Annotated in this window: 25 protein-coding genes; 14 read left to right on the plus strand and 11 right to left on the minus strand. The window is 54.6% G+C overall.

What is annotated here, in order from left to right:
- Positions 1 to 244 precede the first annotated feature (244 nt).
- Complete coding sequence (leuC, locus tag ACZ1HJ_RS05585) at positions 245 to 1,648, plus strand: 3-isopropylmalate dehydratase large subunit (RefSeq protein ID WP_472721331.1); 1,404 nt, start codon at positions 245 to 247, stop codon at positions 1,646 to 1,648.
- A 2-nt stretch (positions 1,649 to 1,650) separates the two neighbouring features.
- Here leuC and ACZ1HJ_RS05590 read toward each other — a convergent pair whose 3' ends face one another.
- Positions 1,651 to 2,067, minus strand: coding sequence for a hypothetical protein (locus ACZ1HJ_RS05590; RefSeq protein WP_472721332.1), 417 nt, complete (start codon positions 2,065 to 2,067; stop codon positions 1,651 to 1,653).
- The gene (locus ACZ1HJ_RS05595) at positions 2,061 to 2,237 is read right to left on the minus strand and encodes a hypothetical protein (RefSeq protein WP_472721333.1); all 177 of its coding nucleotides are present in this window, start codon (positions 2,235 to 2,237) and stop codon (positions 2,061 to 2,063) included. The genes ACZ1HJ_RS05590 and ACZ1HJ_RS05595 overlap by 7 nt, the downstream gene beginning before the upstream one ends.
- Positions 2,238 to 2,373: 136 nt before the next feature.
- Here ACZ1HJ_RS05595 and leuD point away from each other — a divergent pair, with 136 nt between their 5' ends.
- Positions 2,374 to 2,979 (plus strand): 3-isopropylmalate dehydratase small subunit, encoded by a 606-nt coding sequence (gene leuD, locus ACZ1HJ_RS05600; protein WP_472721334.1) that lies wholly within the window; start codon positions 2,374 to 2,376, stop codon positions 2,977 to 2,979.
- Between the two features lie 54 nt (positions 2,980 to 3,033).
- On the opposite strand, the gene ACZ1HJ_RS05605 is transcribed toward leuD, so the two are convergent.
- The gene (locus ACZ1HJ_RS05605) at positions 3,034 to 3,468 is read right to left on the minus strand and encodes a hypothetical protein (protein ID WP_472722257.1); all 435 of its coding nucleotides are present in this window, start codon (positions 3,466 to 3,468) and stop codon (positions 3,034 to 3,036) included.
- Between ACZ1HJ_RS05605 and ACZ1HJ_RS05610 the strand changes: the two genes are divergently transcribed.
- From ACZ1HJ_RS05610 to ACZ1HJ_RS05625, 4 genes are all read left to right on the plus strand, one after another.
- Positions 3,380 to 4,183, plus strand: coding sequence for a hypothetical protein (locus tag ACZ1HJ_RS05610; protein WP_472722162.1), 804 nt, complete (start codon positions 3,380 to 3,382; stop codon positions 4,181 to 4,183). The genes ACZ1HJ_RS05605 and ACZ1HJ_RS05610 overlap by 89 nt on opposite strands.
- A 71-nt stretch (positions 4,184 to 4,254) precedes the next feature.
- Positions 4,255 to 5,268, plus strand: coding sequence for an endonuclease/exonuclease/phosphatase family protein (locus ACZ1HJ_RS05615; RefSeq protein ID WP_472722163.1), 1,014 nt, complete (start codon positions 4,255 to 4,257; stop codon positions 5,266 to 5,268).
- A gap of 101 nt (positions 5,269 to 5,369) precedes the next feature.
- Positions 5,370 to 6,476 carry a 3-isopropylmalate dehydrogenase gene (gene leuB, locus ACZ1HJ_RS05620; protein WP_472721335.1) on the plus strand — a complete coding sequence of 369 codons (1,107 nt, stop codon included), beginning with the start codon at positions 5,370 to 5,372 and terminating at the stop codon, positions 6,474 to 6,476.
- On the plus strand, positions 6,473 to 6,952 hold the full coding sequence (locus tag ACZ1HJ_RS05625; protein WP_472721336.1) for a GNAT family N-acetyltransferase: 480 nt from the start codon (positions 6,473 to 6,475) through the stop codon (positions 6,950 to 6,952). Before leuB ends, ACZ1HJ_RS05625 begins: the two co-directional genes overlap by 4 nt.
- Positions 6,953 to 6,955: 3 nt before the next feature.
- Here the strand turns inward: ACZ1HJ_RS05625 and ACZ1HJ_RS05630 are convergent, their stop codons facing one another.
- From ACZ1HJ_RS05630 to ACZ1HJ_RS05640, 3 genes are read right to left on the minus strand one after another with little or no spacing between them, the layout of a single operon-like run.
- On the minus strand, positions 6,956 to 7,591 hold the full coding sequence (locus ACZ1HJ_RS05630) for a response regulator transcription factor (RefSeq protein ID WP_472721337.1): 636 nt from the start codon (positions 7,589 to 7,591) through the stop codon (positions 6,956 to 6,958).
- 12 nt (positions 7,592 to 7,603) lie between these two features.
- Entirely contained in the window at positions 7,604 to 9,595 is a 1,992-nt protein-coding gene (locus ACZ1HJ_RS05635; protein WP_472721338.1) for a cache domain-containing protein, read from the minus strand.
- Positions 9,596 to 9,625: 30 nt separating this feature from the next.
- Positions 9,626 to 10,960: an aspartate aminotransferase family protein gene (locus ACZ1HJ_RS05640; RefSeq protein WP_472721339.1), complete on the minus strand. Its 1,335-nt coding sequence runs from the start codon at positions 10,958 to 10,960 to the stop codon at positions 9,626 to 9,628.
- Between the two features lie 229 nt (positions 10,961 to 11,189).
- Between ACZ1HJ_RS05640 and ACZ1HJ_RS05645 the strand changes: the two genes are divergently transcribed.
- The 3 genes from ACZ1HJ_RS05645 (at position 11,190) to ACZ1HJ_RS05655 (ending at position 15,315) form a co-directional block, all read left to right on the plus strand.
- Positions 11,190 to 12,161, plus strand: coding sequence for a TAXI family TRAP transporter solute-binding subunit (locus ACZ1HJ_RS05645; protein ID WP_472721340.1), 972 nt, complete (start codon positions 11,190 to 11,192; stop codon positions 12,159 to 12,161).
- 104 nt (positions 12,162 to 12,265) lie between these two features.
- On the plus strand, positions 12,266 to 14,887 hold the full coding sequence (locus tag ACZ1HJ_RS05650; RefSeq protein ID WP_472721341.1) for a TRAP transporter permease: 2,622 nt from the start codon (positions 12,266 to 12,268) through the stop codon (positions 14,885 to 14,887).
- Positions 14,884 to 15,315 (plus strand): universal stress protein, encoded by a 432-nt coding sequence (locus ACZ1HJ_RS05655; RefSeq protein ID WP_472721342.1) that lies wholly within the window; start codon positions 14,884 to 14,886, stop codon positions 15,313 to 15,315. The genes ACZ1HJ_RS05650 and ACZ1HJ_RS05655 overlap by 4 nt, the downstream gene beginning before the upstream one ends.
- A 3-nt stretch (positions 15,316 to 15,318) precedes the next feature.
- Here ACZ1HJ_RS05655 and ACZ1HJ_RS05660 read toward each other — a convergent pair whose 3' ends face one another.
- Positions 15,319 to 15,657: a hypothetical protein gene (locus ACZ1HJ_RS05660; RefSeq protein ID WP_472721343.1), complete on the minus strand. Its 339-nt coding sequence runs from the start codon at positions 15,655 to 15,657 to the stop codon at positions 15,319 to 15,321.
- Positions 15,658 to 16,310: 653 nt separating this feature from the next.
- Between ACZ1HJ_RS05660 and ACZ1HJ_RS05665 the strand changes: the two genes are divergently transcribed.
- Positions 16,311 to 18,626 (plus strand): calcium-binding protein, encoded by a 2,316-nt coding sequence (locus tag ACZ1HJ_RS05665; protein WP_472721344.1) that lies wholly within the window; start codon positions 16,311 to 16,313, stop codon positions 18,624 to 18,626.
- A gap of 157 nt (positions 18,627 to 18,783) precedes the next feature.
- On the plus strand, positions 18,784 to 20,355 hold the full coding sequence (locus tag ACZ1HJ_RS05670) for a hypothetical protein (RefSeq protein WP_472721345.1): 1,572 nt from the start codon (positions 18,784 to 18,786) through the stop codon (positions 20,353 to 20,355).
- A gap of 13 nt (positions 20,356 to 20,368) precedes the next feature.
- Here ACZ1HJ_RS05670 and ACZ1HJ_RS05675 read toward each other — a convergent pair whose 3' ends face one another.
- From ACZ1HJ_RS05675 to ACZ1HJ_RS05685, 3 genes are all read right to left on the minus strand, one after another.
- Positions 20,369 to 21,007, minus strand: a complete 639-nt coding sequence (locus ACZ1HJ_RS05675; protein ID WP_472722164.1) for a winged helix-turn-helix domain-containing protein — start codon at positions 21,005 to 21,007, stop codon at positions 20,369 to 20,371.
- Positions 21,008 to 21,092: 85 nt separating this feature from the next.
- Complete coding sequence (locus ACZ1HJ_RS05680) at positions 21,093 to 21,332, minus strand: hypothetical protein (protein ID WP_472721346.1); 240 nt, start codon at positions 21,330 to 21,332, stop codon at positions 21,093 to 21,095.
- Between the two features lie 282 nt (positions 21,333 to 21,614).
- Positions 21,615 to 21,974 carry a hypothetical protein gene (locus ACZ1HJ_RS05685; RefSeq protein WP_472721347.1) on the minus strand — a complete coding sequence of 120 codons (360 nt, stop codon included), beginning with the start codon at positions 21,972 to 21,974 and terminating at the stop codon, positions 21,615 to 21,617.
- A 208-nt stretch (positions 21,975 to 22,182) separates the two neighbouring features.
- On the opposite strand from ACZ1HJ_RS05685, the gene ACZ1HJ_RS05690 reads away from it, so the two are divergent.
- The gene (locus ACZ1HJ_RS05690; RefSeq protein ID WP_472722165.1) at positions 22,183 to 22,806 is read left to right on the plus strand and encodes a ribonuclease HII; all 624 of its coding nucleotides are present in this window, start codon (positions 22,183 to 22,185) and stop codon (positions 22,804 to 22,806) included.
- Positions 22,807 to 22,902: 96 nt separating this feature from the next.
- Entirely contained in the window at positions 22,903 to 24,009 is a 1,107-nt protein-coding gene (locus ACZ1HJ_RS05695; RefSeq protein WP_472721348.1) for a DNA methyltransferase, read from the plus strand.
- Positions 24,010 to 24,091: 82 nt separating this feature from the next.
- On the opposite strand, the gene ACZ1HJ_RS05700 is transcribed toward ACZ1HJ_RS05695, so the two are convergent.
- Positions 24,092 to 24,544: a response regulator gene (locus ACZ1HJ_RS05700; RefSeq protein ID WP_472721349.1), complete on the minus strand. Its 453-nt coding sequence runs from the start codon at positions 24,542 to 24,544 to the stop codon at positions 24,092 to 24,094.
- A 192-nt stretch (positions 24,545 to 24,736) separates the two neighbouring features.
- Here ACZ1HJ_RS05700 and ACZ1HJ_RS05705 point away from each other — a divergent pair, with 192 nt between their 5' ends.
- Positions 24,737 to 25,405: a cupin domain-containing protein gene (locus ACZ1HJ_RS05705; protein ID WP_472721350.1), complete on the plus strand. Its 669-nt coding sequence runs from the start codon at positions 24,737 to 24,739 to the stop codon at positions 25,403 to 25,405.
- The last annotated feature ends 3 nt before the right edge of the window (positions 25,406 to 25,408 follow it).

Raw genomic sequence — 25,408 nt, forward strand, 5'->3', positions numbered from 1 at the left:
TTCTCCGGAATCCCCTCAACCAGCAACAAAAAGCGGACAAACCAACCAGACCCTGCATGATCGAATCCTTGAAGTCTTGCGGCGTCAGGCGTAGATCATCCCCATGACACGGATTTTCGACATGGATGATCGCGCGCGCCTGCCTTGGCGTTTTTTTGGTGCGACGCTGACGGTGCGTGCGGCCCTATAGGGCACCCATACCCCTATCCGTTCTGAACATTACCTTACATATGGGAGAGGGCACATGTCCCCCAAGACACTCTATGATAAAATCTGGGATGCTCATTTGGCGCATGAGGCTGAAGATGGCACCTGTCTGTTGTATATTGATCGCCACCTCGTGCATGAGGTGACAAGTCCGCAGGCCTTTGAAGGGCTGCGCATGGCCGGACGCACGGTGCACGCGCCGGACAAAACCATCGCGGTGCCGGACCATAACGTGCCCACGACGCTGGATCGCGCCAATGCGGCGACCATGACCGAAGACAGCCGCGTTCAGGTTGAAGCGCTGGACAAAAATGCCAAGGAATTTGGCATCCACTACTATCCGGTCTCAGACGTGCGTCAGGGCATCGTCCACATCGTTGGCCCCGAACAGGGTTGGACGTTGCCGGGTATGACCGTCGTTTGCGGTGACAGCCACACGGCAACACACGGCGCCTTTGGCGCGCTGGCCCATGGGATCGGGACCTCAGAGGTCGAGCATGTGCTGGCCACCCAGACGCTGATCCAGAAGAAATCGAAAAACATGAAGGTGGAGATCACCGGCAAGCTGAAACCCGGCGTGACCGCCAAGGACATCACGCTTTCGGTGATTGGCAAGACCGGTACCGCTGGCGGAACCGGATACGTAATTGAATATTGCGGCGAGGCCATTCGTGATCTTTCCATGGAAGGTCGCATGACCGTCTGCAATATGGCGATCGAAGGTGGCGCACGTGCTGGTCTGATTGCGCCCGACGAAAAGACGTTTGAATACTGCAAGGGTCGCCCCAACGCGCCGAAAGGCGACCATTGGGAAGCCGCGCTTGAATGGTGGAAGACGCTTTATTCCGATGACGACGCGCATTGGGACGAGGTCGTCACCATCAAAGGTGAAGATATTGCGCCGGTTGTCACCTGGGGGACCTCGCCCGAAGACGTGTTGCCAATCACCGCTGCCGTGCCCGCGCCATCGGATTTCGAAGGAGGCAAGATCGGCGCAGTCGAACGCTCGCTCGACTATATGGGCCTGACATCCGGCACACCGCTCAATGAGGTCGAAATCGACACTGTCTTTATCGGGTCCTGCACAAACGGCAGGATCGAAGATCTGCGTGCGGCGGCGAAAATCCTCAAGGGCAAGAAAATCGCTGTCAAACGCGCGATGGTCGTGCCGGGGTCGGGTCTTGTGCGGGCGCAGGCCGAAGAAGAAGGCCTTGCAGATATTTTCAAAGAAGCCGGTTTTGAATGGCGTCTGGCGGGATGTTCCATGTGTCTGGCCATGAACCCGGATCAGCTTGAACCTGGTGAGCGGTGCGCCGCCACGTCGAACCGCAACTTTGAGGGTCGACAGGGCCGGGGCGGCCGGACACATCTGATGTCACCCGCAATGGCGGCTGCGGCGGCCGTGACCGGGCGCCTGACCGACGTGCGCGAGATGATGTGATGTCACTCGGGTGCTGCGACTTTGCGACCGGCGGTAAGCAGGGCAATGACATTGGCCAGAATGAGGCCAATGCCACCCAGCTCGAGCAGCCAATTGATCTTGATCCCGGCGATGTCGCTTTTGATCAGGATGTCGAAGTTGTGGAACCCGACAGCACGGATGGCGATGAAACCGATCAGGAAGGCAACGCCCAGAACTGCCGCCCACGTGCGGCGCAGATGACGCCACATTACCATGCCCAGACTGATCAGGATCACCACACTGGCGCACAGCAAGCCGATGATGAATCCTGTCTGAACGATCCTGCGATCCTCATACCAACCCTGCGCCTGCGCCAGACATCGCGCGAAGGCTGTCAGGGCGGATTGCAGATCAAGCTGTTTGTTGACGGTCAGGGCCATCAACAGCAACGTCAGCATGATCCAAAAAACCGTTCAGGTCTGCCGCTGCGGCTGAAAGCCAGTCTGGCAGTCAGTATCGCGGCAATGGCATAGGCCACGACGGTGACCCAACCCATAACCGACGGGTCGCCAATGGTCGGAGACCATCGGTCATCAATGCAGGACAAAAGCTCAGGCGTCAGGCTCATCGCGGCGCTTTCTCACACATGCGCGGGGTACGCGTGCATGGATACATGAACCATCAACCCTGTCAAAAGCAGGCGTTGTCCAGAGGTGGCATCGCACGGGCGTGCGCGCACCTCTTGAAGGCAAGGAGCATTCAAAATGGATAAGTTTCAAACTCTCACAGGTATCGCGGCGCCGATGCCCATGATCAATGTCGACACCGATATGATCATTCCCAAGCAATTCCTCAAAACGATCAAACGGTCGGGGCTTGGCGTCAATCTGTTCGACGAAATGCGATATGATGACGACGGTAAAGAGATTGCGGATTTTGTGCTGAACAAGCCGCAATACCGTGATGCGGAGATTCTGGTTGCCGGGGATAACTTCGGCTGCGGTTCTTCACGGGAACATGCGCCATGGGCCATCAAGGATTTTGGTATCCGCTGCGTGATCGCCCCGAGTTTCGCCGACATTTTCTACAACAATTGCTTCAAGAACGGCATCCTGCCGATCGCTTTGCCGCAAGAAACGGTCGATCTTCTTATGAAAGATGCCGAAAAAGGTGCGAACGCGCGTATGGAGGTCGATCTTGAATCCCAGACGATAACCACATCGGATGGTGAGGTGATCTCGTTTGAGGTAGATGCGTTCAAAAAACACTGCTTGATGCAAGGTTTGGATGATATCGGCCTGACGCTCGAGAAAAAATCCTCTGTGGATGCCTTCGAGGCGCAAGCGGCCAAAGAACGACCCTGGGTTTAATCCAGTTACAGCTAAGGCCATGAAATACCGCCTCCAGGTTGTAGGCGGTATTTTCTAATTCCCTTTGATTTCCAAGATTGTCTCCATTTTCTTGATGGCTCTGGTGGTAAAAGAGTCAGCAACCCCAACATGTTGTGTGGTCTCTGCATATGCCGCGTTTATGATCCTAAATTGATGCATTCTCGCACCACTAATTCCATCAATTCGCCTTAAACCTGAACTCATATTAACCATGACTTGAGCCGCATGACGAAAGAAGGCAGAAATTGGGCACGAATGAGGCAAGCCGCCACAATGTGCGGGATCAAGTTGGAACAAGGGCGCAGCACAGTACTGCGACCGACCAGTTTGAAGGGAACGGACAGTGATTTCACAGGTAACAAGTGCGTTGACGCGTGCGATGTTGGTTGCGCTATTGGTAGCAACGCCTTCGCTGTTGCTCCCCGCCACAGCGGCAGACACCGCACAGATTGTTGTGGTGTTGGCCATTTTGGCGTCATTCATGACGTTCATTGAATATTATGGCCGCTATCCCAGCATCATCGAATTCCGGTTCGCCCCTCCGTTCAATAGGTTGAAATTCCTCGGGCTGGCGCTGACGGTTCTCTTTCTATCCTTAATCAGTCGCGGCAAAACCGATCCAACCCAGTTAACGGCGATGTTGACGCAGTTGGGCGACGGTTTGGGCCATGCAATTGACTTCCCATATTCTCCGGTTCGCCTGGTTGTTCTGATGATGCCCGCAAACGCAGATGCAGAACTGATCACCTCTGTGCGAACTGCTGCGGGTATCTCATACATGGTCTCGTTGATCATGATGTTTGTTTTCCTGACGCTTGTCCGTCTATTCGGATGGCCCGTTCGGAACGGTGCCTTCAATGTCTGGGTGAACCTGCCATTGTTTGATCCGACAGGTGGCGGAGACGTGTTGAACCGCCTCAAGCGCGATGCAGGTCTTAACATTGTGTTAGGAAGTTTGCTGCCATTCTTGATCCCGGCCACGGTTAAAATGGCTTCGGATATGGTTGACCCGATTTCGATCGCCAACCCGCAAACTCTGATTTGGACGATGACAGCATGGGCGTTCCTACCGGCAAGCATGTTGATGCGCGGCATCGCAATGAGCCGTATCGCCGATATGATCGAAGAAAAACGCCGGCGCGCATATGCCAAGGCCGAAGCCGACGGATTGCAGCACGCGTAAGCGCCTTTCTTGCTTCATTTTGCACAACAGTTTGCTTCTGGCTCGTTTCTGCACAGGCGCAGGAAATTCGCATAGCAACTTTCAATGTTGAATTGGACCGCGACGGGCCGGGTCTCCTGCTGCGTGATATTCTTCGTGGAGAAGACCCGCAAATTAGCGCCGTTCTCCAGGTGATTGCGCGAACTTCCCCTGATATTCTGGTGCTGCAGCGCGTAGATTACGATCTTGATCTGCGCGCTATTACGGCCCTGCGCGATGCCATTTCCGAACAAGGCCCAACGTATCCGTATATCTTCGCCCGTCGCCCGAATTCGGGACAACAGACTGGGCTGGACATGGATGGAAACGGCCGCACCGGGCAAGCGCGCGACGCGCAGGGCTTTGGTGAATTTTCCGGCCATCTTGGTATGGCCGTCTTGTCGCGATATCCGATTGACCACGCAGCAGCACAGGATTTCAGCGCAATGCTGTGGCGGGACGTGCCAGACGCGGACTTGCCGTATGTGGATGGCGCACCTTTCCCCTCCGCAGAAGCACACGCCATTCAGCGCCTCTCGACGGTTGGCCATTGGGTCGTTCCTGTGTCCGTTGACGAAAAACGCCTTGATTTGCTTGTGTTTCACGCGTCTCCGCCGGTTTTTGACGGCCCTGAGGACCAAAACGGCAGACGAAACCAAGATGAGCTGAAGTTCTGGCAACATTATCTGGATGGAAATTTCGGGACACCGTCGAAAGGCGCATTTGCACTTGTTGGCGTAACCAATCTCGACCCGTTTGATAGTGATGGCCGGCTGGAAGCCATGCGGGGGCTGCTGGCGGATAAACGTTTGCAGGATCCCAAACCCAGACGCGAACCTCCTGCCCGAAACGATCCTGCCCATTTGGGTGATCCGCAAATGGATACTGCCGTTTGGCCGGCACCAGGCCCAGGTGCATTGCGGGTAGATTACATTTTGCCGTCGGCAGAAATCGAAGTGACTGGGTCTGGCGTCTATTGGCCTGCGGACGGCACCGATGACGCGCAGGTTGTGGAGCAAGCCAGCCGCCATAGGTTGGTTTGGGTGGATATGCTTGCAACGCCTTAGGACGTGCAGGACATCCAGTTCGATGTGGCGCGTTTTCTTGACCATCCTTGGCCATCGCGATAGGCGGTTTGCAACATCTGTTAAGCCAAGGAACTTCTGACATGAGCACGCCCTCGCTTCTTATTCTGCCCGGTGACGGAATCGGCCCCGAAGTTATGACCGAGGTCCGCAAAGTGATCGATTGGTTCGGCGCCAAACGCGGTGCCAAGTTCGATGTGAGCGAAGACCTTGTGGGTGGGGCAGCGTACGATGCCCATGGCACGCCTCTTCACGACGATACGATGGAAAGGGCGCAAGAAGCCGACGCCGTGCTGTTGGGAGCGGTCGGTGGTCCGAAATACGATGATCTGGATTTTTCCGTCAAACCAGAGCGGGGCCTGCTGCGCCTGCGCAAGGAGATGGATCTGTTTGCCAACCTCCGCCCCGCACAGTGTTTTGACGCGCTGGCAGATTTCTCGTCCCTGAAGAAAGAGATCGTGGCAGGCCTTGATATCGTCATCGTTCGTGAACTGACCAGTGGCGTTTATTTTGGCGAACCGCGTGGAATTATCGAAGAAGGCAACGAGCGCGTCGGGATCAACACGCAGCGCTACACGGAATCCGAAATCGAACGTATCGCACGCGCCGCATTCGAACTGGCCCGCCGCCGCAACAACAAGGTCTGCTCAATGGAAAAGGCCAATGTGATGGAATCGGGCATCCTGTGGCGGGAGGTGACACAACGCATCCACGACACCGACTATCCGGATGTCGAGTTGAGCCACATGTACGCGGACAATGGTGCAATGCAGCTGGTGCGTGCGCCAAAGCAGTTTGACGTGATCCTGACCGACAACCTCTTTGGTGATATCCTATCTGATTGCGCCGCGATGTTGACCGGATCGCTCGGCATGTTGCCGTCGGCGTCTTTGGGTGCACCGATGGCCAATGGCAGGCCAAAAGCCCTCTATGAGCCGGTGCATGGCTCCGCTCCAGACATCGCCGGTCAAGGTAAAGCAAACCCAATCGCTTGTATCCTCAGCTTTGCCATGGCGTTGCGCTACAGTTTTGACATGGGTGATGATGCGTCGCGCGTGGAAGCGGCGGTCGAGACGGTCCTGGCAAATGGCATGCGCACCGCTGATCTGTTGGGCGCCGAAGGCGGAAACGCTTCGTCGACCACTGAAATGGGCGATGCCATCATTGCGGCTCTCGACGCGAGCCTGTGATCCAGACGCGACCGTTTGCGGCGGGTGATGAGGCGGATTTCATCGCGTTGCACCGTGCCTGTCTGACACATTACGAAATCCCTCCGGCAACGCAGGCGCAGGAACTGCGTGTTTTGGCGTTGCTTGCTGCTAAGCGCCACATGTCCTGTCTTCTGGCGTATGACGGCGTGACCCCTGTTGGATTTGCAACATGGGCGCTGACCTTTCCAGCGGGCGCGGGTGTCGCGCTTTACATGAAAGAGATATTTGTGTGCCAGACCGCCCGTGGCAGTGGTGCAGGACGCGCCTTGTTGTCTGGCCTGATCGAAATCGCAGAGGCCGAGGAATGCGTTCGCTTTGATTGGCAAACCGATGGGTACAATCAAGCAGCGCAGGTGTTCTACGCGGGCCTCAATGCGCCGGAAAAAGACAAACGATCATATCGTATCTTGGCGGACGATTTCGCCCGGTTTCGCGAAAGGCTCGCGGCGCGCTGATGCTTAGTCATCCAGCTGCGCGGTTTTGGACAAATCGATCAATTCCGCGATGGAGCTGATCCCCAATTTCTCAAGAATGCGACCCCTGTGGTGATCCACGGTTCGCGGGCTGATTTCAAGGCGCCTGCCGATGTCCTTGCTCGATGTGTTCGACGGGTTGGCAATCATGAATTCGGCGATTTCCTTTTCCCGTGCGGTCAATCGCTGGAACCTGACCTGCGCAGACTTGGCATTGGCTTCGGCCATCCGGTTTCTGCGATCTGTTTCAAATGCAGTCTCGATGCAACTCACCAAGGTGTGTTGCCGGAAGGGTTTTTCCAGAAAGTCGACCGCGCCCCCTTTCATCGCCTGAACGGATTCCGGTACGCCGCCTTGACCGGAAATAAAAATGATCGGAATGGCAATATTCAGGGTCGTTAAATGGTCCTGAAGTTCAAGGCCGTTCAATCCTGGCATGCCATAGTCCAGAACCAGACATCCCGGTTGTTCTACATTGTATTCCGACAAAAACTCTTCGGCTGACGCATAGACGCTGACGTTGTAGCCCCGCTTGGTCAAAGCGCGCGCCAGGCTGACGCGAATACGGTCATCGTCGTCTACGATAAAAACGGTGGGGTCTGTTTCTGTTTGTGTATTCACGATCGGATCATCTCACGACGAGGCCCGATTGCGGTGATCTGATTGGTCTTCAACCTTATCCTTCTGTATTTGAAGAGACAGGCAAAACCGGGATTTTTCCTTTTCGTGCGAGTCATACCATAGCCGCCCCCCATTGGTTTCGGCGATTGTCCGCGATATCGAAAGACCAAGGCCCATGCCGTCATTCTTGCTTGTTTCAAACTGCTTGAAAAGCGTGACGTCGGGGTCGATGCCGGGACCTGTGTCTTCCACCCATACTTCCAACGTCTCTTTTCGCGGATGTGTTGTGATGGAAATTTCGCGGATGGGGCTATCGGCTTCTGCAATGGCTTCGGTGGCGTTTCTGATCAGATTGATCAGCACCTGTGCAATCTGCACCCGATTTCCGATCACCATGGGTGTCTTGGCCCCATCAATTTTGAGCGAGATGCCCCGTGTTTCGACCTCATTGTGCATCAGGCGATCAGTCTGCTGCAGCAATTCATTGAAATCGAACGGTTCCATCTCACCGGGATCTTTTCGAACAAACCCGCGCAGAGCCCGCAACACATCACCGCCCCGGTGTGCCTGCTCGTCCAACTCTGTGAGAATGTCGAGCAATTCCTTGCTCGTCGATTTTTCCTGCTTGGCTGTTGAAATCGCGGCATCCACATTCTGCGAAATCTCGGTCAGCGGCTGGCTCAATTCATGCGCCAACCCTGTTGCCATTTGCCCCATCAGGTTCACACGGGAAAAATGCGACAGGTCGCGGTTGAGTTCCAGAATCTTTGCGTCGGCTCCACGCCTTTGCGCAATCTCGTCAATCAGTGTCTCGTTTGCTTTCTTCAACTCCTGATACGTTCGGGGCAGTGGTTGCGACGCGGAAACTTCACCCTGCGACACCAACGATGTCCGCACTGCAAACGCCCGCACCGGTTTCAGGATCAATTCAGCAAGCGCCAACCCAACAAGCGCGGCCACCAGCGAAATCGCAGCGGCGATCCAGATGTTGCGACGGCGGTTTTCCCGGATGTCCTTGGTGAAGTCGTTCTTGGATGCATAAATCGCAATGGTCCAAGGCAGATCATATTTTTGGATGGGTTTCAAAAGCGAAAGATACGCCTCGCTATCAAATCTAAAATCCGACAGTGTTTCTTGCGCAATTTCAAGCACCCCGCTGGTTGCCAAATGCCCAAATGCAACGCGGGCTACAGGATCGTCCACTGCGTTGATGTCGGCCAGACCGCGTTGCCCCTGTTCATCTTCTACGACGATCTGATCGAAATTGGGGTGGGCGATCACGTCGCCATTCTGGTTCAGGATCATCGCAGCGCCTCGATCACTGATGACCAAGCGCGACAGGAAATCCGAGATCGTCGAAATTTCGATATCCACACCGACAACACCTTTTAACGCACCATTGGCAACAACAGGTGCGGCGACGGAAACACCGGGCCTTTGGGACGAGAAGAAGATGTAAGGATCAGTCCAGACCGTCGTGCGGGCGTCACTGGCTTTTTCGTACCAGGGACGTGTGCGCGGATCGAACGGATCATTGGGATCAAACTCTGTTTTGATCAACCCGAAGTCGGCCTGCCGCCAGAGCAATTGCACAGTTCTAGCGGAATTCTCGTTTTGGATAATCTTGGTTCGAAATGGCCCGACGTCATCGCTACGAGTGACGAACAGGAAATTGCCCGATTCATCCCCGTAGTAAATGCCAGACAGGTTGGGTTCATTTTGAAGGCTCTGAAACAGGTATTTTTCCAGTGATGCGATGTCACTTTGTGCGACGACACCGCTTTCGATGACGCGGCTGGATAGGTTCGCCGTTTCCAGGGCTGGCTTCAGAAAGCCTATGGAGTGTTCGCTGGCATTTGCGCCGACCTCCGCCAGCAATTCCCGGGCATGCTGCAGCATGGCCCTTTCAGAGGTCAGGTAGGACGTAGAGACAACGGTGATGATTGCCAGAAACTGAAGCCCGGCCAGGCTAAGAGCGAGAACGAACCCAAGCGAAAACTTCATGCAATTCCGCCAATGATTGCAAGGATCGTCTTACTGCAGGCCAACATCGACAAGAACTTTTTCAACGGCTGAGCCAAGTTTTTCAACCAATTCATCCAAGTGTTCAGGTTCTACGATAAAGGGCGGTGCCAAAAGCACGTGATCTCCTCTTTGGCCATCAATCGTACCGCCCATAGGATAGCAGATCAGACCCTCGGCAAAAGCAGTGGCCTTCAGTTTGGCATTAAATTTCAAAGCAGGGTCGATACACTCTTTGGTTTCCCGGTCTTTCACGAACTCCACACCAACAAAAAGACCACGACCGCGGATGTCACCTACATTGGCGTGTTGTCCAAACCGGTCTTGCAGGCGCTTTTGCAGCGCCATGCCTTTGGGAGTTACCTCGTCTACCACCCCACCAACCAGCTTTTTGACCACTGCAAGGCTGGCGGCACAAGCCGTAGGATGTGCCAAATAGGTATGCCCGTGCTGAAAAAATCCGGACCCGTTCTGGATCGCATCGTAAATCGTGGCGCTACACACCATCGCGCCAATCGGCTGGTATCCTGCGCCCAGTCCCTTCGCAATCGTGCAGATATCAGGGCTGATTTCATCCTGAGTGCACGCGAACAAACTGCCTGTACGGCCCATGCCGCACATCACTTCATCCAAGATGAGCAAAACGCCATACTGATCGCAGATTTCCCGAATGCGTCGGAAATATCCCTCTACGGCGGGGACGGCACCCAGTGTTGCACCGACAACGGGTTCGGCCACAAAACACATGACGTTTTCGGGCCCAAGCCGGAGGATTTCTTCCTCGAGTTCATTCGCAACCCGCAGTCCAAAGTCGACCTCGCTTTCAGCGTCCATCCGGTCGCGATACGCATAGCAAGGGGCGATATGGCTTACATCAATCAAAAGCGGGGCAAACTGTGCGCGGCGCCATTCGTTGCCGCCAACGGCCAGAGCACCAAGTGTGTTCCCATGATAGCTCTGGCGTCGCGCGATAATCTTCGAACGCGTGGGTTCACCGATTTCAAGGTAATATTGCCGCGCCAGTTTCAGCGCCGCCTCGATTGCCTCAGACCCGCCCGAAACGAAATACACGCGTTCCAGACCCTCGGGCGCATGGTCGATCAGCAGATCTGCGAGTGCTTCGGCCGGTTCAGAAGTCAGAAAACTGTTGTGAGCGTAGGCCATCGAATCGACTTGGGACTTGATCGCCTCGATCACATCGCGGTCGCTGTGACCGAGACAAGATACGGCTGCACCGCCTGATCCATCCAGATACTGATTCCCATTCTGGTCGATCAGATATACGCCATCCCCCCTTAGACCTGTCGGCGCTAAGGTCGTGGAATTTCGTGGAAAAACGCGAGACATCAGGAGATTTCCAAATCGCAGAGTTATAACAGTCTCATTTTGCGGTGAAATTTGCTATAGGTATTTACGCGCATAGACAGCTTGCCATCTGACTGAGACCCTGCTGCCCCATACCGGTGGGTAACCGCCGGGCGCTTTGGGGGTGCGCGTTCCGAATAAAATGTGCAGCTGTACTCATGTCGGTCAACTTACGTATTTCCAGACAAAGATTGAAAATAGGGAGAAAACAATGTCTCAGAACAAATTCACCTTCGCGGCCGCAACCGTTGCTGCGTTGGCGGTATCCGCGCCGATGGCGTCTGCGGAAGAGTTTATTACGATTGGCACCGGCGGTGTTACGGGTGTCTATTATCCAACCGGCGGTGCGATTTGCCGTTTGGTCAACAAGGGTCGCAAAGATCACGGAATTCGCTGCTCCGTCGAATCGACCGGTGGCTCCGTCTACAACATCAACACCATCCGCGAAGGCGAGCTGGAATTTGGCGTGGCCCAGTCAGACTGGCAGTACCATGCCTATAACGGCACGTCGAAATTCGAAGATGCTGGTGCGTTTGAAGGCCTGCGTGCTGTGTTCTCAGTGCACCCAGAACCGTTCACTGTTGTGGCGCGCGCTGATGCCGGTATTTCGAACTTCGACGACCTGAAAGGCAAGCGCGTCAATATCGGCAACCCGGGCTCCGGTCAGCGGGGCACGATGGAAGTGTTGCTCGAAGCCAAAGGCTGGACCACGGGTGATCTTGCTCTGGCGTCCGAGCTTAAGGCTGCAGAGCAATCCGCGGCCCTGTGTGACAACCAGATCGACGCGATGGTCTACACGGTTGGTCACCCTTCCGGTTCCATTCAGGAAGCCACGACGGCATGTGATTCCGTTCTGGTTACCGTGGACGGAGATGCGGTTGCGGGCCTGATCAACGACAATTCCTACTACCGGTCTGCAACGATCCCCGGTGGTATGTATCGCGGGTCTGACGCGGATGTATCGACATTCGGTGTGGGTGCAACGTTCGTGACGTCCGACAGCGTGTCAGACGAGGCGGTCTATGCGGTTGTAAGCTCTGTCTTCGAAAACTTTGAAGATTTCAAAAAGCTGCACCCTGCATTTGCCAACCTGAAGCCGGAAGAAATGGCGACAGCTGGTCTTTCCGCGCCGCTGCATCCCGGTGCTGCGAAATACTACAAAGAAAAGGGTTGGATCGAGTAATCGACGCCACCGAAAATTCAGGAGGGGCAGTGCGCTGCCCTTCCTCTTAAAGACCCGCGCAAGACGGGCTTTTTAACAAAATTTTTTGACTGGGAGACAGACCAATGGCTGACAAGTCACCCGAATCGCGTCCACTGAGCGAAGAAGAACTTCAGGAACTCGTGGCATCCAGTGACGCAGGCGCGCGCGCGCCTGCCGGATCGGTTGGAACATTCCTCGCCGTCGTGGCCATTATCTGGTCCTTGTTTCAAGTGGTGCTCGCATCGCCGCTTTCTAACATGTTGCTGCCAGGATCGCTGATCAACAACTCCCGTCAAATCCACCTCGCCTTCGCGATCTTCCTCGCGTTCATGGCGTACCCAATGTTCAAATCCAGCCCGCGCCACTACATTCCCATCCAGGATTGGATCATGGCCATTGCGGGCGCTGTGATCGCGCTCTACGGGTTCATCTTTTACCAAAAAATTGTCAATTCAGGCGGCCTGGCCGATGACGTTGACAAGTGGTTCGCTCTTGCGGGTCTTTTGCTGTTGTTTGAAGGTGCGCGCCGCGCGCTTGGGCCCGCGATGGCCATTATCGCCACCATATTCCTCGCTTATGTGTTCTTTGGCTCTTCGTCATGGGTGCCCGAAGTCATCCAGTGGAAAGGGGCCTCGCTGAAAAAGGCCATGAGCCACATGTGGATCACCTCCGAAGGTGTCTTCGGAATTGCCTTGGGCGTATCAACCAAATTTGTTTTTCTCTTCGTGCTGTTCGGCGCATTGCTCGATAAAGCCGGGGCGGGGAACTACTTCATCAAAATGGCCTTTGGTGCGCTTGGGCACCTGCGCGGTGGCCCGGCCAAAGCTGCGGTTGTTGGCTCCGCTGCAACCGGCCTGATTTCGGGCTCATCAATTGCAAACGTGGTGACCACCGGGACGTTCACAATCCCTCTGATGAAACGCGTGGGCTTCTCGTCAGAGCAGGCCGGCGCGGTCGAAGTTGCGTCATCCGTGAACGGCCAGATCATGCCGCCGGTTATGGGCGCGGCTGCCTTCCTGATGGTTGAATATGTCGGCATTTCCTACGTCGAGGTCATCACACACGCCTTCCTGCCTGCTGCGATTTCCTACATCGCTCTGGTCTATATTGTGCATCTCGAGGCGGTTAAACGGAACATGCCAACCCTCGGTAACCGCGTTGTCTCCATGGGTAAAACCATTGGCGGCATGGCTTTGTTCTTTGCGGGCTTTGCGGCGCTCTGTTACGGCGCTCAATACCCGGTCCGTGCCATCACGACCTTGATGCCGGGTGCCTCCGCACTGACGCTTTCGGCGCTGGTATTCCTTGCATACGTCATCCTTCTGTACCTCGCGGCGGGAACGGACGATCTGGTGCCGGATGATCCGAATGCCAAAGAAGTCGAGCTGCCCGTGGTGGCTGAAATTTACAAATCCGGCCTCTACTTTCTGCTGCCGATCATCGTTCTGGTTTACTTCCTGATGATCGAACAGAAATCGCCCGGTTTGTCGGCTTTCTGGGCAACAATGCTGCTCTTTGTCATTCTGCTTACTCAAAAACCACTGAAAGCCATCTTCCGGGGCCAGAGTGAAACCGCCAATGCCTTTGTGGATGGGGTTGCTGATCTGTTGCAGGGGTTGATCGACGGCGCCCGCAACATGATTGGTATTGGTCTTGCCACGGCAACGGCCGGTGTGATCGTCGGGACCGTGACATTGACCGGCGTGGGTCAGGTTATGGCCGATCTGGTTGAGTTCCTGTCCGGTGGTAATCTCATTCTGATGCTTGTGATGGTCGGCCTCCTGAGCCTCGTCCTTGGGATGGGGCTGCCGACAACAGCAAACTACATCGTTGTGTCATCCCTGATGGCGGGCGTTGTCGTTGAACTTGGCGCGCAAAGCGGGCTGATTGTTCCGCTGATCGCGGTTCACCTGTTCGTCTTCTACTTCGGGATCATGGCGGATGTTACGCCGCCGGTTGGGCTTGCCAGCTTTGCCGCGGCTGCCGTATCCGGCGGGGACGCCATCAAGACCGGTTTCGTCGGGTTCTTCTATTCGCTGCGCACAGTTGCTCTGCCATTTGTATTCATCTTCAACACGGATCTGTTGTTGATCGATGTCGGATGGTTCGGCGGCATACTTGTCGCGATATCGGCGACGATTGCGATTCTCGTCTTCACCTCCGGCACCATGGGCTGGTTCCTGACCAAGAGCCGCATTTACGAAAGCGTGGCCCTTATCCTGATCGCATTTGCGCTCTTCCGGCCTGACTTCTTCATGAACAGGATCCAGCCACCGTTTGCGATGATCGAACCTTCGGGTCTCAGCCAGGCGCTCGATACCGCGGCGGCCGGCGATGAAATCCGCATGGTCGTGTCCGGTCCGGATTTCGACACCGGCAATGTCAAAGACACGACGCTCGTGCTTGGCGTACCAGAAGGCGGCAGTGGCGATGAACGGCTGGAAGGCTTTGGCCTGACGCTCTTGCCCGATGGTGATGTGGTCGCACTGGAAGAGCCGATTTTCGGGACACCCTTTGCGGATATCCTGTCTGGCTTTGATTTCTACGCGGATACACCTGTGACCATCGCTTCGGTTCAGGCGCCGGCATCGCAACTCCCCAAGGAGCTGATCTTCATTCCGGCGCTGCTGCTGCTGGGCCTGATCGCGATGCTGCAACGCGCGCGTATGGGACGTAACCCGGCAAAAGAGGAAGCAACATCATGATCAAGAACATTCTCTGTGCCATCGATGTGGCAGATCCCGAACAGGACCGCGTGGTATTGCGCCGCGCGGCAAAGCTGGCCGAGCTTGACGGGGCTCAACTTGATCTCGTGACCGTGGTTCCGGACTATGGCCTCAGCGTCGTGGGGTCGTTTTTTGAAGCCGACCATCATGATGCGGCCGCGGCCGAGGCCAAGGAGCGGCTCAAACAGATCGCTGAAAAAGAACTGGGCGCGGACTTGAACGCAAAAGTTCGGCATGTTGTTGCAACGGGCAAGGCATATGAACAGATATTGAAAGCGGCCTCAGCATCAAAAAGCGATCTGATTGTGATCGGGGCCCATGCCCCGGAGCTCTCGGACTTTCTGCTGGGCCCAAATGCGGCGCGCGTTGTCCGCCACTCGCAGTGCTCCGTCTACGTAGTTCGGTAGACGTCAGGTCGACGCGGTCAGTGATTTTTCAATGTCCTGGAAAGCCTCGTAGAATTCATATTCTGCGGCCCAATATGACTTGAGGTTTTTCAGCGCCCGTTCTGACAGCGTTTCCGAATTGTCGGGATTTGCATGCTTTTGAATTTCTGGCGGCACTTCAAATTCACTGATGCCCAAATTCGCCATGAAGGCGCTCAACCCTGTGTCGAAACGTGCGACGTCCAAGCACCCGACGATGTTGGGCACTTCGTCCGCAAGTGTTTTGAGACTTTCGAAATGAAACCTGTAGTCTTTCTTGATGTGAATGATCGCGCTGAAGGCAAAAATCGCGGCCGATTTCATGCGCTCATCGGACGAGATCCAAGGCCTCGGCAAGTGCCGTTGCGCTCTCAAAATACCAAAAGGAAACCGCCTCACCGGGAGACCAGTTGCGATTATATGTCGGGCGCCCTTGGCGCAGCCGGCTCTGAAATGCGGATACGAACCGTTCCGCCGGATCGCGATAGGTGAATGCCAATTTTCGTTCAGGACCAAAATCGCGCGCTGTCGTTTCCACCGTGGCGCGATGCGGCAGCAACCGTATGGGCCGGGTCCAGGCCGCTGAATTATGCCTGATGACCGACTTTAAAAACGTGCCGCCTGTCTTGCCGGGGTGCAAGAAGCAGATTTTGGGCTGTCGTCTTTTCATGGTCACCAGAGTGTATCAGCCGTCATCGGGATTGAGGGATGGCGCAGGTCTCCCATCGCAAGTACCGCTATTTTTCTGAGCTGTCGAGGGGCAGGTAACCACGTAGTTCCGGCCTGTTGCCAACCCTCCTTTTTCAGTGCGGTAACCGTCGCTTAGCCCAGTTGTGGTCAACGAGCAGACCGGTTCGTAGCCCTTGGATTACCTAAAATGCGCAAAAAATGCTTCATGGTTTGGTATCTCAAGTTGGCAATTCATTAACCCATCTCCTGACATATGGCCGTGGGGGCGCCAAATTGGTGGGTGCCAAATGACGTATCGAGTAAACTACACTTTCCAGAATGGGGAAGCTGTGGGATCTGAAATTGGGGCTGAGCATTTTGGCACCAACTATTTATTCCACCACGACCGTGTTGAATCAGACAGTTCCTTTCCCGAGATCATGGATCGCGTGGGAATTGATCTGATCCGCTATCCCGGTGGTACCATCACTGAAGAATTTTTTGATCTGGCCAATCCGACATCGTCTGTCCAAAGCAGTCAGTTCGGGCGGGCTGACAAAACAGTCACGCCGATCCAGGATTTTCTGGAATACGTCGGACAGTCCGGTTCGCAGGCGATCATCGTTCTGCCCACATTCCGCTATTTTGATGAGGTGACGCGCCAAATCGATCCAGCAGCCGAAAGCGTGATCAAGGCTTTTGTCCGGTCTGCAATGGCTGGCGATTACGGTCAGGCGACCATCAAGGGATTTGAGATCGGCAACGAATGGTACCAGGACCGGTTCGATTGGACCGCCGCCGAGTTCGGAGAATTGCAGAGCCAGATGAGCGTCTGGATTGATGAGGTCATCCAGGAAAATTCCGACTGGTCCGACACCAATGTCTACATACAAGCCGGTCGCGGTGATGATGACGACAACGGCATCGAAGACGATCAGGAAATCGCGGCTCAGTTCACCGAAGCGGAACTCGCAACTGTCGACGGGCTGATTTCCCATTTCTATGCCTCGACGGGCTCCGGAAATCCGCTTGTTCTGGGTGGTAACGTCAATCGCCGCTTGAACGACATGGCCGATCATTGGGATGTTTCAGATGAAACCGGGCTCGAACTGGTCGTAACAGAATGGAACATCGGTGGTGATGGCGAAGACAATACGTCGGTGACGGGGCTTATGCGCAGTGTTGCCTTGTTGAACGTCTTTTCGAACATGTTGGAACGCGGAGTTGATGTTTCGGCGATCTGGACGGCACAAGCGCCAGGTCCTGCCGGCTTGAGCAACAAGGAAGGTGACGACCACCTGACCTCAACCGGGTTTCTCTATCGGATGATGCGCCGCGAGCTGGTCGGCACGCAGGCCGTTGAAACCGCGCAAAACGACGAAATCTACGACAATAACGGAAACGAAATTGGCCGAACCTATGTGTTTCAAGGCGAAAACAAAACGATCGTCTATCTGGCTTCAGGCGTTGGTGAACCAATTGATCTGACTGTTGATCTGGGTGCGTACACCACCGCGAACTCGCACATACATGCGACGGTACTTGGCGCGGCAGACGGCAACGCGGCCGAAGACTACCGTGTCGAAGCCAAGACCACGACGATCAGTGATGGCCAGATCAACAACAGCGGCACGCACACATTCAATTTGGGCGATTACGAAGTCATCCAGATCGTGATCACTGATGGCACGGGTGTCGCCCTTTTTGGTGATGACCAGAACGCAACGGATGACCGTTTCGACGGCACCAGTTTTGCAGATGAAATCTGGGGGCTTGAGGGTGATGACACCATCGCAGGCTTTGACGGTGCGGATACGGTAGACGGCGGCGATGGGCAAGATGACATTGACGGCGGTGCCGGTGACGATGCGTTGAATGGCGGAGACGGAGCCGACATGATCTCCGGTGGTCAAGGCAATGATACGATCGTGACCGGAGAAGGCGAAGACACCGTTGATGGCGGGTCTGGCGTCGATGTGCTCGACTACTCCGAAAACCTGTCAGCGGTGCGTATTTACGCGCGCGACGGAATCGTGGAAGAAGATGAAACCGGGACCGTCGACTACTTTTCAAATATCGAAACGTTTGTGGGCAGTGCCTACGACGACACAATTTTCACGGATGAAACCACACATGCCGTCACAAGCGGGGCAGGTGATGATTTCATCCGCGTTCTGGGCGGTGACAATACGGCCATCGAAACTGGTGAGGGCGCCGACTTTGTGTTGGCGGAATTCGGGAGTGCCGTGGTGCAGCTTGGGTCCGGTGATGACAGGTTCCTGTCTTACGCTGCGCAAGTGAATGTGGATGGTGGCAACGGCAATGACGTTATCCATGGCGGCAATCAAAATGACACGATTGACGGTGGTCAGGGCAACGATGTGCTCAGTGGCGGGCAGGGCGAAGACGTCTTTGTTTTCGCCAGCGGCGAGGGGTCGGATGTGATCCTCGACTTCGATACCAGCCATGACACCCTGGATTTTACGGATTTCGGCATCGAATTTGAAGATATCAACGTGGTTTCAACCTCTGACGGCGTTACACTGGACGTCGCAGGTGAAACAATCGTGACCCTCAATGGTGTGGCCGCAAATGATGTGACCAGCGATGTCTTTAGCCTCTGACCTATGGCGACGCCGTTCGTAAATCGGCACTAAAGCGGCAAAAAATGCAACAACTGCAGCTTTCCAGCAGGAGGGCGTTGAAACTTGTTGATCGTTTGAAGACACTGCAACGTAACCCGGTGTACCAACCGGATTGTTGCGTTTTGCAGGGACACGGATGGCAAAAAAGAAACTTCACGTTCATCTTGGTCCGCACAAAACCGGCTCCACAGCAATCCAGCGGGCGCTGAAGGACAATGCCGCTGTGCTGACGTCGGCGTTTGGTTTGACTGCAATCACATCCTCCAAGATTGCGATGGCGGCGAAGCATCTGAATGCAGACCGCAAAAAGGACGCTTTGAGTGCTTTGAAACACGTGGTGCGTGCGTGCAAGAAAGCGCCCGGGGATTGCATTCTGTCCTGCGAGGATTTGGCGGGTATTTTACCTGGCGCCCGCGGGGTTCGGCGTGCCTACCCGCATCTTTGGCGCAATATCAGTGCCCTTGAGGAAGCGTTTTCAGACTTCGACTGCCACTACTATTTTTTCGTGCGTGATCCGGAGGAGTGGATCACCAGCGCGTATATCCAAAACCTGAAGTATAGACAGAAGTTCAATTCACTTGAGGGGTTTCAGGGTTTCCTGAATGCGGATGAATTGTGGGATGCTGTGCTTGCCAAGCCATCGAACAAACTGGGCGCTGCTTTTGTGAAAATCCCATATCCGGATCGTGAGAAGGAAACGGCCATGCGGTCTCTGTTGGCGGCAATTCCGGAACTAGACGGGAAAGACCTGAGCGTCATATCCGAAACGCCGGCAAATGTGTCCCCAGGCGAAACAGACATTCGGTTGATGGAACGTATCAACCGTTCTGGCGCCTCCCAGGATGCAAAAAGACTGGCAAAGCTTGCGCTCTTTGCACCGGAAGGTGGGGGCGCAAAACAGCCCTACCCGGACGTCGCGGAATGGCGCGATCTGCCCCCACAGCCTGAAAACCTGCCCAAGACACTCGAACCTCTTTGGCGTCGCGTTACAAAACGGGTCCATCATCAGGACCAACCCAACCTAATGCCAGAAATCGACGCCGATTTGCGACCCTACCGCAACCGGATCGTGGAATCAGACGACGAACTGCCGGATATTTCGCGATCCAAAATGGCGAACCAGGCGGAGCTTCTGGTTTATCGTTTCAGAAACCTTCCGGAAATCTGTTTCCTTTTGGGGCTTTCGATCAGCTATTTACGTCGGTCCACGCCGCACACCAAACATGCATCGATCCTGTTTCAAAGGCTTTGGACGGAAGAGTATGAGGTTTTGCTTGGCATCTTGCCGACCCGGTGGCTGATATCGAGTTTCCAGACGTTCCTGGATCATGGCGTTAACGAAAACCAAAAGGTCATCGGGTCGGGCGCATATTTTTTTGCCAATATTCTCAAGGCCTATGAAACAGAACGTGCGTTCGAGGACATGCCCCCTGATGCGATCTACCCAAATGCTTTGTCCCAGACAAAAATGGGGTTTTCTGGATTGGATCGTTTCAAGCTGGGCGGATCTGATCTGATTTTGAACACCAATGCGTTGCTGCTGGAGTATTCTGCCCGGGATGAAGTGGCAGGGCGTGTCGTGCAGGAGTTTTTGGCACGGGCGAAATCAGCGGATACGATATTTTCCCGTATGGACAAAAGCCGGCAAGCGCACGACATCGACAATCCTCAATTCGCGAATTGTTGGAGTTTTTTCGAAGAACCTTGATTGACGAAATGCGTTACAAAACGCGGATCACATCCTTGTCGATGGCCAGCATGTACCCACGGCGGGCGATGTTTTTGACCAAAAGCTCACTCACCAACTGGTTGCCTAAGGTGTCACGCAACCGCTTGATCCGCGTGGCGCCTGCGGCTTCTTCGCAATCCGATGCGCTGCGGCCAGAAATCATCGCTTCAATCTCTGCGCCGGTCAGGACGTCATCATCCATCCGCGCCTCTGCCAGAATGGACAGTGTTTCCATCGCAGCGTCGGTCAGTTTGAAACCCATATTGTTGAGATAGACAGTTTTTTCTTCGCGGCTGATCAGCAAGGAACTCACCTGAATGCCGGATCGTTCGATCTGTGCCATCCGTCGATTCATGGCGATAAGCATGACCAGAAAAACCAATGCAGCCACCAAAAGTGCGGCGGCGAACACCAACAAAACGAAAATAACCATGCGATAACTGACAAGGGTTTCGGAAAATGCCGTGCCCGAGAGGGCTAGAATTTCCAGCAACTTGATTTCGGCGTCTGTTGTCAGCGCGTCGTTCTCGATGAAGATACGTTCGACACGGGCGTTAAATGCATTGGCATCCGGAAGGCTCAGGAACAACAAAACAGCGGCAATTGTCAGGATCAAAACCACGGCAGACATACCGATCACGACGGCCCGACTTCCTGTCCGGCGCGCGTCAGCGGCAGATGTCGTCACTTCGTGCAATACCGATCCTTCCCGGTGTCTATTGCTTTTGAACCGACAAAACCTTGAGAAGGGTCAAACCCTTCTTGGCAAGTTTTTTCTCAAGCTTCGGCGTAACAGCGGCTATGTTACAGTCGCCATTCACCTGTGCAACATCGTAAAACAGCTCAAGCGGGTTATCGCGCTTGGCTTTGTACTCAACAGAACAGGCGGCATGCGCCGCCTGAGCACCAAGTATAATGGCCGCGAAGGCCACGGGTGTGATCAGTTTGCGTTTCATGGGCAGAACATGCGCGACAAGGCGTGGCTATTCAATAACATACGGGCTGAAAGCGCTCTTATTCGTGCTGTTATTCAATAACAGTGTGTCGATATTGCCTGTCTTCCCCACCCGACACCATCCTTGGATCATCAAACGCCCCTAACCTGCCCGGGGCCCCGGAAAACACACCTGGAAGGAAGTCCAATGATGTATCGCACCTTTATATCCACGGTTTTGGCGACAGCCGTTGCCATCACCGGATTAACCTCTGCCCCCGCCCGCGCCGCCAACGAAGATGTTTTAAAAGTTCTTGGCGGTATTGCCGCCATTGCGATCATCGGCGCGGCTATTTCGGAAGCCAAAGACCGCGACGATAAGGTCACGCGTTACAACAATTACAACAACTACAACAAAGTTCGGCGTCACAAAAACCGCCATCGCCACCATGGCCACACCCATACTCACGGCCACGGCAATCACTATGGTCACAACAAACACCACACGCATTCGACCCACGGTCGCAATGACAACCTGACGCGGCCTTTGCCAAATCGTGTACAGCGCAAACTGTTGCCAGTTTCGTGTCGTGTGCAGGCGCGGAACAAGAACAAAGGGAATTTCTTGGCCTACAGCAATTGGTGCCTGCAGCGTAAATTCCATCATGCGGGTAATCTGCCAAACCGCTGCGCCTCAAACGCACGTATTTTGCATAACAACAACCGCACGATCGTGTACCGCAACCGATGCCTGCAGCGTTACGGGTACACCGCGGCAAACTATTAATTCGAGCAGCGACCAAGAAAAAAGGGGGGAGGTTCAAACCTTCCCCCTTTTGCATTGTTGCACCGGGTGTGATCTTTGGTGCGGAATGAACGGACCCGATTATTCTTACGAAAGAGCTGCGCTTGAAAAAGGCGCGCGATATGTGGCCGGGGTTGATGAGGTCGGGCGTGGACCACTGGCCGGGCCGGTTACCGCCGCTGCGGTCATTCTGGACCCGGACTGCATCCCCGAAGGCCTCAATGATTCCAAGAAACTGACGGCGAGACGACGGGATGATCTGAACGGTGTTTTATTGGAATGTGCAGATGTCTCTATTGCGCACGCCAGCGTGGCTGAAATTGACGAGCTGAATATCCTGCGCGCCTCTCATCTGGCGATGGAAAGAGCAATTGCTGGCTTGCGGCAAACGCCTGATGTTGCGCTTATCGATGGAAACATGGTGCCGCGTGGTTTGCAGACACCAGCACAGACAATCATCAAAGGTGACGCGATTTCTGTTTCTATTGCGGCGGCATCCATTGTCGCCAAAATCTGCCGGGATCGGATCATGTGGGATTTGGCGCAACAGTATCCGGGCTACGGGTGGGAGACCAACGCAGGCTACCCATCAAAAAGTCACAGGGAAGCTCTGCAAAATCTTGGGATAACCCCACACCATAGACGTTCGTTCAAGCCCGTCCACAATATCTTGTATCAAGAAAATAACTAAGCTTTTGATTCAAAAAGAAATTGACGGCGAATCAGCTTTGACTCATCTTTGGCTTCAACAACCAGAGCGTAAAAACGCCGGGGTAAGAGGCAGAAAATGAAGACGAAAAGTAAAGCCAAGAGCGCGCCTGCGCTCCCATTGAACACGATTCTGGCTGGCGACTGCATCGATGTGATGAACAGTCTGCCCGAAGCCAGTGTTGATCTGATTTTTGCAGACCCACCCTACAATCTGCAGTTAAAGGGTGATCTGCACCGTCCCGACAACAGCCAGGTAGATGCTGTTGACGATGCGTGGGATCAATTCTCATCCTTTGCCGCATATGACAGCTTCACCAAAGACTGGCTCAGCGCGGCACGTCGGTTGCTTAAACCCAACGGTGCGATTTGGGTGATCGGGTCTTATCACAATATTTTCCGGGTTGGGGCCGCTTTGCAAAATGCTGGTTTCTGGATTCTGAATGATGTGGTTTGGCGCAAATCCAACCCCATGCCAAATTTCAGGGGCAAACGCTTCACCAATGCGCATGAAACGATGATCTGGGCAAGCAAGGAAGAAGGTGGGAAATACACCTTCAATTATGAAGCGCTGAAAGCCTTGAACGAAGGTATCCAGATGCGCAGTGACTGGGTCCTGCCAATCTGTACCGGGCATGAGCGATTGAAGGACGATAAGGGCGACAAAGCCCACCCGACACAAAAGCCTGAAAGCCTGTTGCACCGCGTATTGGTCGGGTCAACCAATCCTGGTGATGTGGTTCTTGATCCGTTTTTCGGCACGGGCACGACAGGCGCTGTCGCCAAGATGCTGGGCCGGAACTACATCGGGATTGAACGCGAGGCGGCCTATCGCGCCGTTGCGGAAAAACGATTGCAAGACACGCGCAAATTTGATCGCGAAGCGCTTGAGGTTTCGGTCAGCAAGCGCGCTGAACCGCGGGTTCCTTTTGGCCAATTGGTCGAGCGTGGCATGCTACGCCCTGGGGAGGAACTCTATTCAATGAACAAGCGCCACAAGGCTAAAGTTCGCGCCGACGGCACGCTGATCGGGGACGATATCAAAGGCTCGATCCACCAGGTTGGTGCGCATCTCGAAGGCGCTCCCAGCTGCAACGGCTGGACCTACTGGTGCTTCAAACGGGATGGGAAAACCGTTCCGATTGATCTGCTAAGACAGCAAATCCGCGCCGAGATGGCCAACTAACTCACCCAAGAACACCGCCGGTGCCTGTGGTCTGACTTCCACCTGCACCATTCACTTGCCCCGCCGCCACGGCGGGGTTTTTTTATTGAAGGTATCGGCTCTCATATGGATCAATCGGTGCATCATCGTCGCCATATCCAAGCTTGTGCTTCAGAACAGTGCGCAATTTGATCTGTGGCCGGTCGTTCTTGTCAATGATTTGCAATCCGGCCGCTTTGGCCTTGGCCCACATGAAAGGAGATGGCCAGCCGGAGATGATCACGATCGATGTTCCGCGGTATCCCGGATCACTGGCCAGTTGCTGAGCAAACTCTGTTCCATTGCCGTCCGGCAGGTTGTTGTCACACAGAATCACGGAATAGCGCCCGTTTGCCAACGCCTGACGTGCCGCATCCAGCGTGTCAGCGATATCAATTTCTGCATCAACTTCGGCACTGGCAATTGCTCTGCGGATCATCTTCTGATCCAGAAAGGTATCTTCGATGATCAGGCATCGTTTTCTGGGCGGCGGTGTTTGTTTTGGTTGCGCTTGCATATTGGCTTCCCGATTGTTCGCGAGAACACTGTCACAAACCGCTTAATCAAGGTTTAAACGCGGCAGGACGCTTTATCCGATTGCGAATACCCTTTCCAAACCACCTGTTATTGCGCTGGTCTTGGCGCAAATACATTCCAGCCGCTAAGATGCCCAAACCTAAGACACGCGGCAGATTCTCAAGGAGACCTTATGCTTATCAACGCAGATTTCTCACAACGCGTGGTCGTGACACCTGATCAATATGAATGGGTCAGTTCACCGGCCACAGGTGTTGAGCGGATGATGCTGGACCGTGTTGGAGACGAAGTCGCCCGCGCGACGACAATTGTGAAATTCGCACCCGGGTCGCAATTTGACGCACATACCCACGGTGGCGGCGAAGAGTTTCTGGTGTTGGATGGCGTGTTTTCGGATGAAACCGGCGACTATCCTGTGGGTACCTATGTGCGAAACCCGATCGGAACGAGCCACACCCCGCATACCAATGAAGGTTGTACCATTTTGGTGAAACTTCATCAGTTCACGGCGGAAGACACGGAGCAGTTTCACGTGGATACGCAGTCCGCGGTGTTCCAGCCGGGTCCGGTTGAGGGCCTTTCGGTACTGCCTTTGCATTCCAATGGGTCTGAGAACGTATCCCTTATCCGTTGGGCACCGGGTACAAAATTCACGTCGCACGATCACCGGGGCGGTGAAGAGGTCTTTGTTTTGGAAGGCACATTGCAGGATGAGCATGGCACGTATCCCGCTGGCAGCTGGATACGCAGCCCGCATCTGTCACAGCATCATCCATGGTCTGACGAGGGCTGCCTGATCTGGGTCAAAACCGGGCACTTGCCACCGGACAACGCGGCCTAAACA

It is taken from the genome of Roseovarius sp. JB2-10 (assembly GCF_055693585.1).